We start from the raw sequence: 15856 nt of genomic DNA, 5'->3' as shown, positions 1-15856 counted from the left end.
TGCGAAACATCAGTTAATGCGAATCAATAAGGGATATACCCTTGCAACAATCTTCACTAAGACGGTAATGGCTCTGACAGACATTATTAACAGCGGGTTTATAACGGTGAACATTTCAAAAAAGCAGTTGTTTATTGCATGATACAGATGATGAATGACTGAAAACCAAATGACAAAAGATAACAAGCTGCTCTATTATTTTAAAAAGTGGACGGAAATAACTCCTGAAGATGAATCGGTTATCCTGTCTGCTTTTGAACCGTGTTCCATCAGGAAAAAAAAAGACCTGCTGGTGTCTGGCAAAACTTGCAAATACTTATATTTCATTACCACAGGCTGCTTGCGCTCTTTTTATATCGATTCAAAGGGGACAGAACACATCTACCAGATCAGGATGGACAATAGCTGGATCAGTGACCTGGAGAGTTTCTTCACGCAAACACCTTCCAAGTACAACATTGAGGCATTGGAGGACACACAGATGCTCCGCATTTCCTTTCAACGACTGGAGCAGCTGTATGAGGAAGTGCCGAAACTGGAAAGATATTTTCGCATCCTTTTTCAGAAGGCGTACATCAACGCACTGAAACGACTCAATGCAAACATGTGGGAAACGGCCATGGATCGTTACAGCGACATGCTGAAGGAACATCCCATGATGTTTCAGCGGGTTCCCTTAATCTACATTGCCTCCTACCTGGGCATCACTCCGGAAAGTTTGAGCCGCATCAGGAAGAGAATTTAATTCAGATGCGTTTCATTTCTTACCATAGATCAAGTGTTGGAGGCACGGCACTACGCTACCTTTGTGCCGTAATAATTAAAGAAACAATTCAAAATCAGACCGGTTGAAACGGACAGTCATATCTGAGTAGTTTCACCCACAAAAAAACTAAAAAACGTATGAAAACAATTAATTTATTGGCAATCCTTTTATTGATAGGAACTTTATCAGCATCGGCACAAAAAAGTGAAATCGACCTGAGTAAATCGCAGGTTCTATGGACCGGGAAAAAAATAGGGGGCTCTCACAATGGAAAAATTCAGATACAGAGCGGATCTTTTGAGTTAAAAAACGGTGAGGTTGTAAGCGGAAATGTGGTGATCGACATGAACAGCCTCACCAACGACGACCTGAAAGATGCAGGTTACAACAAGCAGTTGGTGGATCACTTGAAATCGGACGATTTTTTTGGTGTGAACAATCACCCCACCGCTACGTTTAAAATAACCAGAGCGGGTAAATTCAATTCGGATAAAGCACTGGTCACGGGCTTGCTGACCATCAAGGGAAAGACAGAGAAGGTATCGTTTGTGGTAAACAGAAAAGACAATGTTTATTCGACACAACTGAAGGTAGACCGCTCTAAATTTGGTGTGCGATACGGTTCCAAATCATTCTTTAACAACTTGGGCGACAAAGTAATTGACGACATATTCACGCTGGACATCAAACTGGTTCTGAAATAAAAACGTACATAAAAATAAAAATAATCGTATGAAAATAGCAGTCACTGGAGCAACCGGGCATTTAGGAACCTTTGTTGTGGAAGAGTTAAAAAAGAGGGTTTCCAATGAAAACATCGTGGCACTTGTCCGCACACCGGGGAAAGCATCTGCCCTGGAAGTAGAGGTACGAGCCTTTGATTACAACCAACCCGAAACGATGACAGCAGCACTTGCCGGAGTAGACCGGCTGGTACTTATCTCAGGCAACGAAATTGGCCAGCGTGCCCGTCAGCATTTCAATGTGATAGAGGCAGCCGGTAAAGCCGGTGTGGAATGGATCGTATACACCAGCCTGTTGCATGCGGATTCCACCACGTTGAATCTTGCTGGGGAACATATGACCACGGAAGAAGCGTTAAAAGCTTCCGGTATCAATTATACTATCCTTCGCAACGGATGGTATACCGAAAACTATACCGGTTCCATTGGAGGTGCATTAGCAGGAGGTGCCTTCATCGGAAGTGCCGGCAACGGAAAAATATCATCTGCCGCCCGTGTCGATTATGCCGAAGCAGCAGCAGTGGCTATAACCGACGAATCACACAAGGGAAAAGTGTACGAATTAGCCGGAGACGATTATTATACACTAGCTGATTTAGCGGCCGAAATCTCAAACCAGACCGGGACAAACATCCCCTACAGAAACCTGACTGAAGCTGAATATACCAAAATCCTGGAAAGTTTTGAGATTCCTGCGGGATTTGCAGCTGCCATCGCCAGTTGGGATGTTTCGGCATCGAAGGACGATCTGTTTGATGATTCCCATCAGCTCTCTGCATTGATTGGCAGGCCTACCACTCCCCTGGCTGATTCGGTGAAGGCTGCCTTATAGTTCTTGCCGGCCCTTCATTCCATAGCCATCCACGGTAATCATCATACCGGGATTGAACTTTCACCGCATTGCTTGTTTTAATCAAAAACATTCAATGCGGTTTTAGGGATAACACTACCTGAAGCACGAATATCATGGAGTGAGACAGAATGAAACAGACAGATGGTCATTATTTCCTGACCGGTAAAAGCAGGATTCGAATTATTGCTGTATCTTTGGCAATAATATTTCAGTTCCTGGTCGCATAAGACACATACATATAAATCTGTATCAATTTTTGTTCTTTCTTCCTGGGAATCATAATCTAAAGAATCTGTAGCGATATTCTTACAAGTTGATAACCTCTAAGAAATTAACATTATTAACAATCATCTATGAACGTGACTCTTTCCCCCAGACAGGACAACCGCCTCCTGTCACTCGACATCCTCCGCGGCATTACCATTGCCGGTATGATCATGGTCAACAACCCCGGTTCGTGGACTTACGCCTATGCGCCATTCAAACACGCTCACTGGCATGGACTCACACCGACTGACCTGGTATTTCCCTTCTTCATGTTTATCATGGGGGTATCTACCTTTATGTCACTGCGAAAATTTAACTTTGAACCCTCCAAAACAGCCGTCTGGAAAATTGTACGGCGTACCTTCCTCATCTTCGTGATCGGACTGGCACTGGGATGGTTTGGGCAACTTACGCGGGGTCTTGCTTCCGGAGAACCCTTCGGTGTGGCGGCAAGCCATTTCGACACCCTGCGCATACTCGGAGTACTGCAAAGGCTGGCGTTGGCATACGGCTTTGCCGCCCTGACTGCTGTTCTTGTGAAGGGTAAACTGCTCCCGTGGGTGGTTGGCATCCTGCTCCTGGGGTATTACCTGATTCTTCGTTTCGGAAAAGGGTTTGAGATGTCGGAAGAGAATATTATAGCGGTGGTCGACAAAGCACTCATGGGTACTTCCCATATGTACAAGGACACTACACCGGAAGGAGTACGCATCGCATTCGAACCCGAAGGGCTGCTCAGCACCCTCCCCTCCGTCGCCCACGTACTGATCGGTTTTCTTTCCGGAAAACTGATTGTGGAGAACAAAGACAACCACACCCGGGTGGAGAAACTGCTGATATGGGGTACGATACTGGCATTTTCGGGATTACTCCTGCAGTACGGATGCCCCATTAACAAGAAGATATGGAGCTCCACATTCGTGCTAACTACCACCGGCTTTGCCGCGCAACTGCTGGGACTGCTGATCTGGATCATCGATATCCATCAAAAAGAGCGATGGAGCCGTTTCTTTCACGCCTTCGGGGTAAATCCACTCATCGTATATGTTTTTGCAGGCGTAATGGCCAACCTGGTCGCCAACATCCGGCTTAACTGGCAGGGAGAGATAATCTCTGTAAAAGGGTTTATTTACGAAGTGCTGCTGCGCCCGTGGGCGGGGGACTATTTCGGATCGCTGCTCTATGCGCTGCTGTTCATTACGTTCTGTTGGCTGTTCGGATATATACTGTACAGAAAAAAGATTTATATTAAACTATAAACAACCAATCAAAATGGATCATTCACAATCAGGAGGTAACATACTGATCGCCGACAGCGGCGCCACCAAGACCGACTGGTGCCTGACATACGGAGGAGAGATCGTGCAGCGGTTTTCCACAAAAGGAATCAGCCCGGTCTATCAGACCGAGGAGGAGATCGCAGAAGAAATCAGGTTACATGCCTACCCTCTCCTGAAGGGAAAAAAGGTTCAGTCGATCCATTTTTACGGGTCCGGCTGTATCCCGGAAAAAATCGTTTTTGTGAAGAACGCCATATACCGTTCGTTTCCCATCGATGCCATCTGTATATATAGCGACTTGATGGCTGCAGCGCACAGCCTCTGCGGGCATAATGCCGGGATCGCCTGTATCCTGGGTACCGGAAGCAACTCCTGTGAATGGGATGGCTACAACATGGTCAAACAGGTATCTCCACTGGGGTTTATCCTGGGCGATGAAGGAAGTGGCGCAGTACTGGGCAAGCAATTGGTCAGCGATGCGCTGAAAAATCAGTTGTCGGAAGGATTAAAAGAGAAACTCCTCGCCGAATACGATCTGGACCAGGCAACCATTATCGATAAAGTATATAGACAACCTTTCCCCAGCAGGTTTCTGGCAACACTTGCACCCTTTTTATGGAAACATATCGAAGAGCAATCCATTCGGCGTATTGTTGAACGAAGTTTCTCCGATTTCTTCGAACGAAATGTGATGCAATACAATTATCAGAAAAATAAGGTTAATTTTGTAGGCTCAATCGCCTGGTATTTTTCCGGTGTTTTACGCAAAGTTGCTGAAGAAAAAAAAATAAAGATCGGAAAGATTGAACAATCGCCCATGGAAGGATTAATAAAATTTTATTCGTAACTTATAACCCGTATGACTTTCATCAAAATAACCGAACAACCCTCGCTTTACAACGATTTGGAGAAAAAACCGATATTCGAAATTCTTGCAGAAATCAATCAGGAAGACCAAAAAGTAGCTCTTGCCGTACAAAAGACCCTTTCCGAATTAGAAAAGCTCGTTACAGGAATTGTGGAACGCATGAAACGAGGCGGGAGGCTTTTCTATATAGGGGCCGGAACCAGTGGAAGGCTTGGCGTGCTGGATGCGTCGGAGATTCCCCCCACATATGGAATGCCCGACACATACGTTATCGGGCTGATTGCAGGTGGTGATTCCGCTCTGCGCAACCCGGTAGAAGCGGCGGAGGATAACTACGACCAGGCTTGGGAAGAACTGTTGGAATACAAAATCAATCAAAACGACACGCTGGTAGGCATCGCCGCATCGGGCACCACTCCATACGTTATCGGAGCATTACGTAAAGCAAGGGAGAAAGGAATCCTTACCGGGGCAATAAGCTGCAATCCGGGCTCGCCCGTAGCCGCGGAAGCTGAGATAAAAATTGAACCAGTCGTAGGTCCTGAATATGTTACCGGAAGTACCCGAATGAAATCGGGTACTGCACAAAAACTCGTGCTCAACATGATTACCACAGCCACAATGATAAAATTGGGAAGAGTAAAAGGCAACAAAATGGTAAATATGCAACTGACCAATCAAAAACTCGTGGACAGGGGAACCCGGATGATCGTTGACGAACTCGGGTTATCTTATGAGCAGGCAAAAAACCTGCTCCTGCTACATGGAAATGTAAAAACAGCGATAGAGATATATAAAAATCAACAAAAATAACCGTTCCAATGGCTATCATCATAAAGACCCACAACCCCAATTTACTGCTCGACAAAATATACGAAGGTATTGCAACCCGAAAAGTGGAGAAATGGACTGTTATGACAGACGGACGCATCACCCCTTCACCTTTGTTGTGGAAAAACGAAGCCTTTTTGAAACCGCAGATATGGGTGGAGGAGAATGAATTGCGATTCGGATTGCTTAAGCGAAAAGACCGCAGACACGTAACCTCAAAACTGTATACATTCTTTCATGCCAAATTCGTTGAAATGTTACTGGCTAATTTTGATACGGATTTTCAGGAGGTTACCATAACCGCACTGAGCACCCCACCCGACAATTTCTAACCCATACTTTTCCGGCAATGACCTTAACCATAAATATGTATGTGACCGTTGGCCTGGCAGTTTTGCTGTTGTTGCTGGGGAAATTCCTGAAAGTAAAAGTTTATTTTTTTCGTAAATATGCCATTCCTTCGCCCGTAATCGGCGGATTGCTGTTTGCGTTGGCATCGTTGGCACTTCATTCGTCAGAGATCCTTTTTTTACAGTTCGACAACGTATTACAGGCTTTTTTTATGACCGTTTTCTTTACTTCTATAGGCTTCAACGTAAGCCTTAAATTGCTGAGGAAAGGTGGTACGGTTTTGCTTATCTTCCTCGGATTGGCCACGATTTTCAGCCTGTTGCAGAACCTTGTAGCTATTGGGTTGGCAAAACCGCTCAATCTCTCGCCTCAACTGGCGATGATGACCGGTTCTACCGCACTGATGGGCGGGCTAGGCACTTCGGCGGCCATTGCCCCCGAAGTGGAAGCTACAGGTATTTCGGGTGCTCACGCCGTGGCAATAGCATCCGCCACTTTCGGTTTGCTGATGGGGTCACTGATGGGTGCTCCCATTGGAAATAACCTGATTGTGCGAAAGAAGCTGCTGAGCACTCGAAAAGCCGATGAAGAAGAACAGAAAATCGATGCGATGCAAGCTCACCCGGTCCCAATGGACGGAGAACGAATTACCAAAGCATCGTTCCTTATCCTTGTTTCGATGGGTATCGGCGTAATTTTTACCGATTTACTGAATAATTTTATGGGAATGTTTATCGGTACGGTAAAATTTCCTATTTATATCGGACCAATGATCGTGGCAGCCATTATCCGTAACATTATGGATACTAGGGAAGATTTTACACTCAACACCGAAATCCAACTGATTGGCGATATCTGCCTGAACATTTTCATATCCATAGCCATTATGACAATGCGCCTCTGGGAATTGAGCAGTCTGGCATTACCGCTGATGGTTTTGTTGCTCGCACAGGTAATGTTGATGTATGTTTTCCCCCGGTTCGTAGCCTTTCCGGCGATGGGGCGAAATTACGATTCGGCGGTTTCCACATCGGGACTGATCGGTTTTGCAATGGGTTCCACCGCCAACGCAATGGCGAACCTGGATTCCATTTGCGATAAGTTCGGCTATTCTCGTGTGGCCTATTTTATTGTTCCTGTAGTGGGAGCGTTCTTTATCGATTTTATCAACGTGCTGATGATTACCGGATTTTTAGCTTTTTTATAACCATTCTCGCACTTGCACACTCTAAAAAAGGTGCTTTTTAACGTAAACTAAAGAAACAGGCAGATGAAAACAACGATTCTTAAACTCATCATCTCAGGTGTGATGCTTATTTCGTTAAGCAGTTGTGAGACGTTGACTTTCGGTAGAAAAACGGTCGTAAAAATAAAGAATGACGTGGCTTATCAAACCATCCGGTGGGATGTAAATTCTTCGGAAGCGGATGTTGAACGGGAATTCAGAGCTTTTATCCGTGAGATACTCAACAGGTACCGGTACAAAAATTATGTGCAGCTGTTTCAATCCAATTATCTTCTGGATGAAGGCGAACGTACATACGTGATAAAAATATTCCAAAACGAAGAAGCCAAAAACAATTACCTAGACCATGCAGACGATATGATACGGAGGACTACAGCCTTGGCGAACAATCGTTTCAGTGAAAGATGGAATCAATTGCAACCCGGAATGATTGTTGAGAGGGTTTCTACACCCACCGTTCAGAACTGCAACTTTCCGATCGATGGCTGTCTTTCGATTTAAAAGGCCGGCTACTGAGTTTCGGAACAGGTAAATCCCAAACGTCATCTCCCCAAAACGAAGAATGGGTGTTCTAATCAAGATAATATTTATAATTAACAATTCATAAAGTATAATTGGTAATGAAAAAGAGTCTTCTTATCTCTTTGTTAATCAGCACTTCACTGAGTGGTATTGCGCAGGAAACGAACTACAGAATCATCAGGAATATCCCCTATTACGATGATGCGAAGATGGAGTCAGATGCATACATCAGGGAACGTTGTATTCTCGATATTTACTATCCAACCGACAAAAAAGATTTTGCCACCGTCGTTTGGTTTCACGGTGGCGGATTAACAGGCGGAGAGAAAGAACTTCCCGACGGGTTCAAACATAAAAATACCTGCATCATCGGCGTTAATTACCGGCTCTCACCAAAAGTTAAGGCACCCGCCTATATAGAAGATGCAGCTGCTGCAATAGCCTGGGCATTCAAAAACATCGAAAAATACGGTGGTGACGCATCCAAAATTTTCGTATCGGGACATTCTGCCGGCGGTTACCTTACCTGTATGGCGGGTTTAGACAAAAAATACCTGGCAGCGCACAATATTGATGCCAACCGCATTGCAGGGCTTATTCCCCTCAGCGCACAAACCATCACACACTTTAATATCCGCGAACAGCGGGGAATAAAAAACACACAACCCGTTGTGGATGAATTTGCTCCTCTTTTTCACGTCCGTCACGATGCTCCGCCACTCCTGCTCATTACCGGAGACAGGGAATTGGAGATGCTTGGCAGGTACGAAGAAAACGCATATCTTGCGCGAATGATGAAAGTGGCGGGACACAAGAAAACCCGCCTTCTCGAACTCGACGGCTACGATCACGGCATGGTATATCCAGCATTACCGCTGGTAATGAAGGAGATTGAGAATATCATAAGGGAGGAATAACTTCACTTGACTGTATTATAGCTTTTCCCGAATAATCAATTTTATCAATACTGTTTAAACAGAATTCCGGATAGCCGTATCTTTGTTATAGCAATGAGACAACGGTTCAGCATACTATCGGGATATTTTCTGCTGGTGCTTTTCGTAAGTTATTACGGAAATATTTCTTTATTTATTCATACCCATGAAGTTAACGGCGAACGCATTGTCCATTCCCACTTTAATTTTTTGGCTCAAGACGGAAACAAAACCGATCACCAGCACGGTACTTCCTCACTTAACCTCATCCAGGCACTCTCGCATTTCTATTTCACGGGCTTGTTCCTGTGTGCTGCATATGCTGCACTAAGCAAGCAGATAAGCGGCTATATCCGTCCCAAGCAAGAACATTTCGCCCTAAAACGCATGCTCATCCGGGCAAATGGGTGGCGTGCGCCTCCAATTCAATTACACACATAGATTTTCGGCAAGAATATTTTTTTTCTTGGCCACAACACGGGCAGCACAACTCATGTGCATGTCCAGGCAAACACGTGTAATTAATTAAAAAATTGAAATGAAGAAACTTATATGGGTTTTGTTCGCAATTGTATATACTCTTGCGGTTTTTCCCCAACAAAAAAATCAGGTGCGTATGCAACACAGGCACCAGCATGGAAGAAGCGACGCTAACATAGTCGGCCACATATTACATCAGTCTACAAAAGAACATATCCCGTTCGTAACCGTTTCTTTAAAAGAAACTTCGCATGCCACCGCCACCGATGAAACGGGACATTACTACCTGAAGGATCTTCCCAAAGGCAACTTCATACTTGTTGCGTCTGGGGTAGGATATAAATCTGTAGAGAGCCCCGTAACCCTGGAGGGCGGGAAAACCATCGAAGTGAACTTTGTAATGGAAGATGATGAGGTATTGCTTGAAACCGTCGTTGTTTCGGCAAACCGGACAGAAACAAAAAGGAAAGAAGCTCCCTCGGTGGTCAGCGTGATAACCCCCTTGCTGATGGAGAACACCAATTCGGTGACCCTGGCACAAGGACTGAATTTTCAGCCGGGACTACGGATTGAAAGCAACTGCCAGAACTGCGGATTTCAACAAGTTCGCATCAATGGGCTCGACGGCCCCTACTCCCAAATTCTCATCGATAGCCGTCCGATATTCAGCGCTCTGGCTGGCGTATATGGTATCGAACAAATACCGGCCAACATGATAGAGCGCGTGGAGGTGATGCGAGGTGGAGGATCCGCCCTTTTCGGGTCCAATGCCATAGCAGGGACCATCAATATTATCACAAAAGAACCCAAAACAAACAACCTTTCCGTGAGTAACGTAACAAACATTATCGGTGCATCTTCTCCCGACAACAACCTATCGTTCCACGCTTCGCTGGTGGACAACAGCCTAAAGACCGGCCTGCTTGTTTTTGCATCCAATCGCCAACGCGAAGCATTGGATTACGACGACGACGGCTTCACGGAGATAGGCAAACTGCGAGGCAACACCATGGGGTTGCGCGGATTCTACAAGTTTAACAATTACAACAAACTAACTATAGAGTATCATTTTATCAATGAATTCCGGCGCGGAGGGAACATGCTCGACAAACCTCCTCATACTACCGACATTACCGAACAAACGGAACACAACATTCATTCGGCAAACACCAATTACAACTTTCTTTCGCGAAATTACAAGCACAAAATAAATGCTTACCTGTCCGGGCAATTTATCTACCGTCAAAGCTATTACGGGACCCAAAGAGATCCGAACGCCTACGGAACAACCGCTGACAACAGCATGATGGGAGGAGTACAATACAGTTATTCCTCGGAAAGGTTTTTGTTTATGCCGTCTGTAGTTACAACAGGAGTAGAACTGAATTACAATACGATGAGTGATGAAATGCTGGGTTATAACCGAAAGTTGGACCAAGAGGTGAACACAAAAAGCACTTTCCTGCAAAACGAATGGAAAAATGCGGCTTGGAGTATTTTAACAGGAGTGAGACTGGATAAGCACAACCTGATCAAAAAAGCTATTCTGAGTCCGAGAATTAACATACGCTACGCTCCTACCCCCCTTGTTGTCCTCCGCGGCGGTTATTCCACCGGGTTTCGCGCCCCACAAGCCTTCGACGAAGACCTTCACATTACCGCTGTGGGCGGAGAAGTAAGCATCATTCAGCTATCGCCTGGTCTGAAACCTGAATACTCACAAACAGTCAGTATTTCTGCCGATTTGTACAAAGCGTTCGGCCCTGTAGAAACGAATTTACTGATCGAAGGCTTTTATACACATCTCAAAGACGTATTTCTGTTGGAAGAGATTGGAAAAGATCCGCAGGGCAACCTGTTAAAGGAAAGGCGGAACGGGTCGGGAGCCGTCGTGAAAGGTGTAAACATTGAAGGAAAAATTGCTCCGGGCCGAAAGTTTCAATTACAGATGGGCGGAACAATCCAGGAAAGCATGTATAACAAACCGGAATCGTGGAGCAACAATCCAAACGTCGACCCGCAACGCAAGATGTTTCGCACTCCCGATATCTACGGCTATTTCACAGCAACCTGTACACCGACTGAAGCATTCAACATTTCGCTATCCGGTGTATACACAGGTCCCATGTTGGTACAACATTTTGCCGGTTACGTACCGGAAGATACCGAATTTCGCACACCCGGTTTTTTTGATTCCACGATTAAACTCGCTTATAACTTTTTTGCAACGGACAAAACAACCTGGCAACTCAACGGGGGTGTTCAAAATATACTCAACAGTTTTCAAAAAGATTTCGACCGGGGACCGCTTCGTGATGCCGGATACATGTACGGGCCTTCACTTCCTCGCACGTTCTTTGCTGGCATAAAACTCACTATGTAAATACATAATCGGCGTAAACAGGCATTTACGCCGATTATTTTCTTGTAGCAAATTATGATTTGTTGCCATATTTATAATTACCTTTATGTTTCCATTCAACCTATGCCTTCAGGCTTAAAAAAACATATCCGTAAAATTCCACACAGTCAAAAAACGAGGACATGCACATAGAACAATTAAAAAATATTGACGACACTGTTCTGAAAGCGTTCAAAATATTGATACCCCAGCTTATCGATAGAAACAGTTATCCTTCCCGGGAAGAGTTGCAGGAAATTCTGCAAGCCGGAAATACTTTTCTTTTCATAGCCCGGGAAAACGATGAAATTTTAGGAACACTATCGCTTGTCGTTTATAAAATCCCCACGGGGAAAAAAGCGTGGATCGAAGACGTAGTGGTGGATGAGAACGCCCGGGGAAAAGGAGTAGCTGCGTCATTGGTATATCATGCGTTGAAAGTCGCACGCGAAAAAGGCATCGAAAAAGTAGACCTGACCTCCACTCCTGTCCGCGTAGCGGCTAACCGGCTTTACCAAAAGTTAGGATTCAGGAAAAGAGAGACCAACGTATACCGGTTTACTTTTTAATGGACAGACACATACTACTGTTGTCCGGTTATCCTTGCGCAGAGCCTTTTGTTTCAACGGTTAATAAAATTATATACAAAATCGCCTTATGTCAACTAAAATGCCCGTTCTTTTCGTCGGACACGGCAGTCCGATGATTGCCTTGGAAGAAAACAACTTCACCCGGGGGTTCCGGCAAGTAACGGCGGAAATACCCAAACCCGATGTCATTATTTGCATTTCAGCTCATTGGGAAACTGAGGGAACATTCGTCACGGGGATGGAAACACCTCGCACCATTCACGATTTCGGAGGGTTTCCCCGGGAATTGTACGAAGTTCAGTATCCTGCCCCGGGAAATCCGGAACTGGCAGGAGAGATAATCGATACGCTCCGCCAGTATTCGGTTGGCCCCGATTATCAATGGGGGCTGGATCACGGAACGTGGACCGTACTGAAACACATGTATCCCGATGCGGACATACCGGTTGTTCAGCTAAGCCTCGACCGTTCTAAAACACCGCAGGAGCATTACTCCCTGGCCAGATGCTTGTCGGATTTTCGTAATCGCGGCATCTTGATCATGGGAAGCGGAAATATGGTTCACAACCTGCACCTGCTGGATTGGGGAAGGATCAACGATGATGATTACGGGTTTGGATGGGCAATTTCCGCTGCAGAAAAAATGTACGGATATATTACCGCAAATAATCACGCTCCGCTTATCGATTATTTTACCCAGGGTGAAGACTTCCGGCTCTCCATTCCTACTCCCGAACATTACCTGCCCATGCTCTATGCGCTCGCATTACAGACAGATAACGAAAAAGTTGAATTCTTCAACCGGGGATTTGTCGGCGGATCATTGGTAATGACTGCGCTGAAAATTGGATAGAAGGCTTATCCGTTTTACCTTCTGCTCCCTTACTTTTCCTCGATTTAAGGCGGATTTCTCCTAAATTTTGAGTAATTTTGAGTCCCGAAAGTAAGTTGTATCTATTATTTATTATTCGGAAAATTAAAAGATGGAAAATTTTAGTCGTGTTGGTTTTGACAATGAAAAATACCTGCAAGAACAAACCTCTGCTATTCTCGAACGCGTAAGCCGGTTCAACGATAAATTATACCTCGAATTCGGAGGAAAAATTTTGTATGATTATCATGCAGCACGGGTCTTGCCCGGCTTCACTCCGAACGTTAAAATGCGTCTTTTGCAAAAACTGAAAGACCAGGTAGAGGTTATTATGTGCGTGTATGCCGGAGATATCGAACGAAGCAAAATCAGGGCCGATTTCGGCATCACCTATGATGTGGACGTATTGAAGAGCATCGACGACCTGAAATGGTATGGCATCAATGTAGCTGCCGTTGTTATTACCCGGTACGAAAAACAACCCGCCGCAGTAATCTTCAAGAACAAACTCGAGTTGAAAGGCATTAAAGTTTACCTGCACTATCCTACGCGAGGTTATCCGAAAAACATCGATTTGATTGTGAGCGACGAAGGATACGGCTCCAATGAATACATCGAAACCACCAAACCCATCGTGGTGGTTACCGGACCCGGACCCGGCAGCGGGAAGCTTGCCACAGCCCTGAGCAACCTTTATCACGATTATAAAAAGGGAAAGAATGCCGGCTACGCTAAATTCGAAACATTCCCTATTTGGGATTTACCTATAGACCATCTGGTCAACATTGCCTACGAAGCAGCAACCGCAGACTTAGGCGATGTTAATATGATAGACCCTTACCACCTGAAGGCATATGGATTGGAAGCGGTGAATTACAACCGCGATATAGAGGCTTTCAATCTTCTGAAAGAGATTCTGACGAAAATCACTGGCAATAATTCCGTCTATCTCTCTCCCACCGACATGGGGGTAAACCGGATCAGTGCGGGGATTATTGATGATGAACGATGCAAAGAGGCGGCTTATCAGGAAATTATCCGCCGGCATTTACGGGGATTTGTTGATTACGCAATGGGCCAGATCGACACGGAAACACTCGAACGTAACGCCGAGATCATGGAAAGAGTCGGGGCGAAAGATGAAGATCGTCTTGTGGTTGAACCTGCCCGAAGAGCGGCCAAGGATGCCGAAACGAACGGAAAGGGATACGGGGGAATCTATTGCGGCGCTGCCATTGAACTGAACGACGGCACCCTTGTTACCGGAAAGAATTCATCGTTGCTGCACGCCTCCTCCAGTATGATCCTGAATGCTATCAAACACCTGGCAGGGTTACCCGACAACATGATTCTCCTGCCCGAAAATATTATCGACTCGGTTACCCACCTGAAGAAAGATATCTTGAACGGGAAGAATGCCAGCCTTGATGTGGAAGAGACCCTTATAGCATTGGCGATTAGCGCGATATCCAACCCTGCAGCACAAATGGCATTGCAGAAACTGACCGAACTGAACAATTGCGAAATGCACTCCACTCATATACCTACTCCGGGAGATGAAGCCGGGTTACGTAAATTAAAAATCAACGTAACCTGCGACCCGCTATTCTCCAGTAAACGGTTGTTTGTGAGCGAGTGATCTTACCCCAAGAATGATATCAATACACCCGCAGCAACAGCCGACCCAATAACTCCCGACACGTTGCTGGCCATGCAATACTGCAGGATGTGGTTGGATTTATCGTATTTTAACGCCATCTCATTGGCCACGCGTGAGGCCATTGGGACAGCACTCAGCCCCGTAGCACCCACGAGAGGGTTGATCTTTTTCTTCGAAAACAGGTTAAACAGTTTCACGGCCAGTATGCCTCCCGCAACGGAGATAGCAAACGCCAGAAAACCACCCACGATAATTCCCAGCGTCCGTGGCGACAGGAACACTTCAGAGGTCATGGTTGCCCCGACTGTTAATCCGAGGAAAATGGTTGCCGTATTCATAATGGGCCCGGAAGCTGCATCTGCGAGCCGGCTGGTGTTGGCCCCGATTTCCTTCACAAGGTTTCCGAACAGCAACATCCCCACCAACGGAGCCGCAGAAGGTACAAAAACAGCTACCACAACACCCAAAACTATTGGAAAAACAATTTTCACCGTCTTCAGGTGTTTGATTTCGTGCTTGGGGGGAAACTGCTTATCCATTTTCTTCATGTGGATACGAAATTCCTTCTTGGTCATCAGCAAATTGGCTACCAACGGAATAATCACCGGAACCAACGCCATATAAGAATAAGCGGCAATAGCTATGGGACCCAATAAATGGGGTGCTAACTTGATGGTAGTGTAAATGGCCGTAGGCCCGTCTGCACCACCGATAATGGCTAGCGATGCGGCTTCCTTCATATTGAAACCAACAAGTACGGCTATAATAAGCACGGTAAAAATGCCCAATTGCGCAGCACCACCGAACAACGAAAGTTTCAGGTTACGAAGCATGGGTCCGAAATCCGTCAATGCACCTACTCCCATAAAAATAATGGGTGGCAGCAGTCCAGTCTTGATAAGCGCATAATAAAGGAAATTCATAATCCCGTACTCACTGGCAATATCAAGCAGGTTCATATAGCTTCCGTCAGGCGATTGAACGAGCGAGTTATCCACTATGCCCAAACCAGCCAAGGGGAGGTTTGCCAGCAGCACACCAAACCCTATAGGAACAAGGAGCAACGGCTCATATTGTTTTTTTATACCCAGATACAACAGGATGAAAGCGATGATCCACATAAGTAAGGTACCCCAGGAAATGCTTCCAAAAGCCGTCATATCTACTAAGTTCGAAAAAATCTCATTCATAG

The 15856-nt window shown here is 45.5% G+C and carries 16 protein-coding genes; 15 read left to right on the top strand and 1 reads right to left on the bottom strand.

All coding sequences use genetic code 11. The features are described from left to right. The first annotated feature begins 169 nt into the window (after positions 1-169). The 15 genes from AACM02_RS08280 to AACM02_RS08210 all read left to right on the top strand — a co-directional run bounded on the left by AACM02_RS08280 (position 170) and on the right by AACM02_RS08210 (position 14643). Positions 170-745 carry a Crp/Fnr family transcriptional regulator gene (locus tag AACM02_RS08280; protein WP_339116665.1) on the top strand — a complete coding sequence of 192 codons (576 nt, stop codon included), beginning with the start codon at positions 170-172 and terminating at the stop codon, positions 743-745. 158 nt (positions 746-903) lie between these two features. Further along, positions 904-1470 (top strand): YceI family protein, encoded by a 567-nt coding sequence (locus AACM02_RS08275; protein WP_339116664.1) that lies wholly within the window; start codon positions 904-906, stop codon positions 1468-1470. 28 nt (positions 1471-1498) lie between these two features. Then, positions 1499-2341 (top strand): SDR family oxidoreductase, encoded by an 843-nt coding sequence (locus AACM02_RS08270; protein ID WP_332457198.1) that lies wholly within the window; start codon positions 1499-1501, stop codon positions 2339-2341. Between the two features lie 374 nt (positions 2342-2715). After that, complete coding sequence (locus tag AACM02_RS08265) at positions 2716-3888, top strand: DUF5009 domain-containing protein (RefSeq protein ID WP_339116663.1); 1173 nt, start codon at positions 2716-2718, stop codon at positions 3886-3888. 13 nt (positions 3889-3901) lie between these two features. Then, positions 3902-4756: an ATPase gene (locus AACM02_RS08260; protein ID WP_332457200.1), complete on the top strand. Its 855-nt coding sequence runs from the start codon at positions 3902-3904 to the stop codon at positions 4754-4756. A 12-nt stretch (positions 4757-4768) separates the two neighbouring features. Continuing rightward, complete coding sequence (murQ, locus tag AACM02_RS08255) at positions 4769-5590, top strand: N-acetylmuramic acid 6-phosphate etherase (RefSeq protein ID WP_332457201.1); 822 nt, start codon at positions 4769-4771, stop codon at positions 5588-5590. 8 nt (positions 5591-5598) lie between these two features. Next, complete coding sequence (locus AACM02_RS08250; RefSeq protein ID WP_321716212.1) at positions 5599-5940, top strand: hypothetical protein; 342 nt, start codon at positions 5599-5601, stop codon at positions 5938-5940. Positions 5941-5957: 17 nt separating this feature from the next. Beyond that, on the top strand, positions 5958-7166 hold the full coding sequence (locus AACM02_RS08245; RefSeq protein WP_339116662.1) for a sodium/glutamate symporter: 1209 nt from the start codon (positions 5958-5960) through the stop codon (positions 7164-7166). 63 nt (positions 7167-7229) lie between these two features. Beyond that, positions 7230-7706 (top strand): hypothetical protein, encoded by a 477-nt coding sequence (locus AACM02_RS08240; RefSeq protein ID WP_339116661.1) that lies wholly within the window; start codon positions 7230-7232, stop codon positions 7704-7706. A gap of 119 nt (positions 7707-7825) precedes the next feature. Next, positions 7826-8644 carry an alpha/beta hydrolase gene (locus tag AACM02_RS08235; protein WP_214063490.1) on the top strand — a complete coding sequence of 273 codons (819 nt, stop codon included), beginning with the start codon at positions 7826-7828 and terminating at the stop codon, positions 8642-8644. 93 nt (positions 8645-8737) lie between these two features. Continuing rightward, positions 8738-9103 carry a hypothetical protein gene (locus tag AACM02_RS08230; RefSeq protein ID WP_339116660.1) on the top strand — a complete coding sequence of 122 codons (366 nt, stop codon included), beginning with the start codon at positions 8738-8740 and terminating at the stop codon, positions 9101-9103. Between the two features lie 175 nt (positions 9104-9278). After that, positions 9279-11525 carry a TonB-dependent receptor gene (locus AACM02_RS08225; protein WP_339116659.1) on the top strand — a complete coding sequence of 749 codons (2247 nt, stop codon included), beginning with the start codon at positions 9279-9281 and terminating at the stop codon, positions 11523-11525. A 161-nt stretch (positions 11526-11686) separates the two neighbouring features. Next, a complete protein-coding gene (locus AACM02_RS08220) occupies positions 11687-12112 on the top strand; it encodes a GNAT family N-acetyltransferase (protein WP_339116658.1) in 426 nt (141 codons plus the stop codon). 88 nt (positions 12113-12200) lie between these two features. Continuing rightward, positions 12201-12986, top strand: coding sequence for a 4,5-DOPA dioxygenase extradiol (gene ygiD, locus AACM02_RS08215; RefSeq protein WP_339116657.1), 786 nt, complete (start codon positions 12201-12203; stop codon positions 12984-12986). Between the two features lie 130 nt (positions 12987-13116). Then, positions 13117-14643: a DUF1846 domain-containing protein gene (locus tag AACM02_RS08210; RefSeq protein WP_332457207.1), complete on the top strand. Its 1527-nt coding sequence runs from the start codon at positions 13117-13119 to the stop codon at positions 14641-14643. A gap of 2 nt (positions 14644-14645) precedes the next feature. Here the strand turns inward: AACM02_RS08210 and AACM02_RS08205 are convergent, their stop codons facing one another. Then, positions 14646-15854 carry a sodium ion-translocating decarboxylase subunit beta gene (locus AACM02_RS08205; protein ID WP_339116656.1) on the bottom strand — a complete coding sequence of 403 codons (1209 nt, stop codon included), beginning with the start codon at positions 15852-15854 and terminating at the stop codon, positions 14646-14648. Positions 15855-15856: the final 2 nt, after the last annotated feature.

The organism is Petrimonas sp., assembly GCF_963921705.1.
Lineage (GTDB): Bacteria > Bacteroidota > Bacteroidia > Bacteroidales > Dysgonomonadaceae > Petrimonas > Petrimonas sulfuriphila.
This window is presented reverse-complemented; position numbering and strand designations above follow the sequence as displayed.

Bases quoted from the DNA above. Each gene is read 5' to 3' on its own strand.
- AACM02_RS08235 (WP_214063490.1), top strand. From the start codon at position 7,826: ATGAAAAAGAGTCTTCTTATCTCTTTGTTAATCAGCACTTCACTGAGT.
- murQ (WP_332457201.1), top strand. From the start codon at position 4,769: ATGACTTTCATCAAAATAACCGAACAACCCTCGCTTTACAACGATTTG.
- AACM02_RS08270 (WP_332457198.1), top strand. From the start codon at position 1,499: ATGAAAATAGCAGTCACTGGAGCAACCGGGCATTTAGGAACCTTTGTT.
- AACM02_RS08220 (WP_339116658.1), top strand. From the start codon at position 11,687: ATGCACATAGAACAATTAAAAAATATTGACGACACTGTTCTGAAAGCG.
- AACM02_RS08205 (WP_339116656.1), bottom strand. From the start codon at position 15,854: ATGAATGAGATTTTTTCGAACTTAGTAGATATGACGGCTTTTGGAAGC.
- AACM02_RS08225 (WP_339116659.1), top strand. From the start codon at position 9,279: ATGCAACACAGGCACCAGCATGGAAGAAGCGACGCTAACATAGTCGGC.
- AACM02_RS08260 (WP_332457200.1), top strand. From the start codon at position 3,902: ATGGATCATTCACAATCAGGAGGTAACATACTGATCGCCGACAGCGGC.
- AACM02_RS08240 (WP_339116661.1), top strand. From the start codon at position 7,230: ATGAAAACAACGATTCTTAAACTCATCATCTCAGGTGTGATGCTTATT.
- AACM02_RS08265 (WP_339116663.1), top strand. From the start codon at position 2,716: ATGAACGTGACTCTTTCCCCCAGACAGGACAACCGCCTCCTGTCACTC.
- AACM02_RS08280 (WP_339116665.1), top strand. From the start codon at position 170: ATGACAAAAGATAACAAGCTGCTCTATTATTTTAAAAAGTGGACGGAA.
- AACM02_RS08245 (WP_339116662.1), top strand. From the start codon at position 5,958: ATGACCTTAACCATAAATATGTATGTGACCGTTGGCCTGGCAGTTTTG.
- AACM02_RS08210 (WP_332457207.1), top strand. From the start codon at position 13,117: ATGGAAAATTTTAGTCGTGTTGGTTTTGACAATGAAAAATACCTGCAA.
- AACM02_RS08230 (WP_339116660.1), top strand. From the start codon at position 8,738: ATGAGACAACGGTTCAGCATACTATCGGGATATTTTCTGCTGGTGCTT.
- AACM02_RS08250 (WP_321716212.1), top strand. From the start codon at position 5,599: ATGGCTATCATCATAAAGACCCACAACCCCAATTTACTGCTCGACAAA.
- AACM02_RS08275 (WP_339116664.1), top strand. From the start codon at position 904: ATGAAAACAATTAATTTATTGGCAATCCTTTTATTGATAGGAACTTTA.
- ygiD (WP_339116657.1), top strand. From the start codon at position 12,201: ATGTCAACTAAAATGCCCGTTCTTTTCGTCGGACACGGCAGTCCGATG.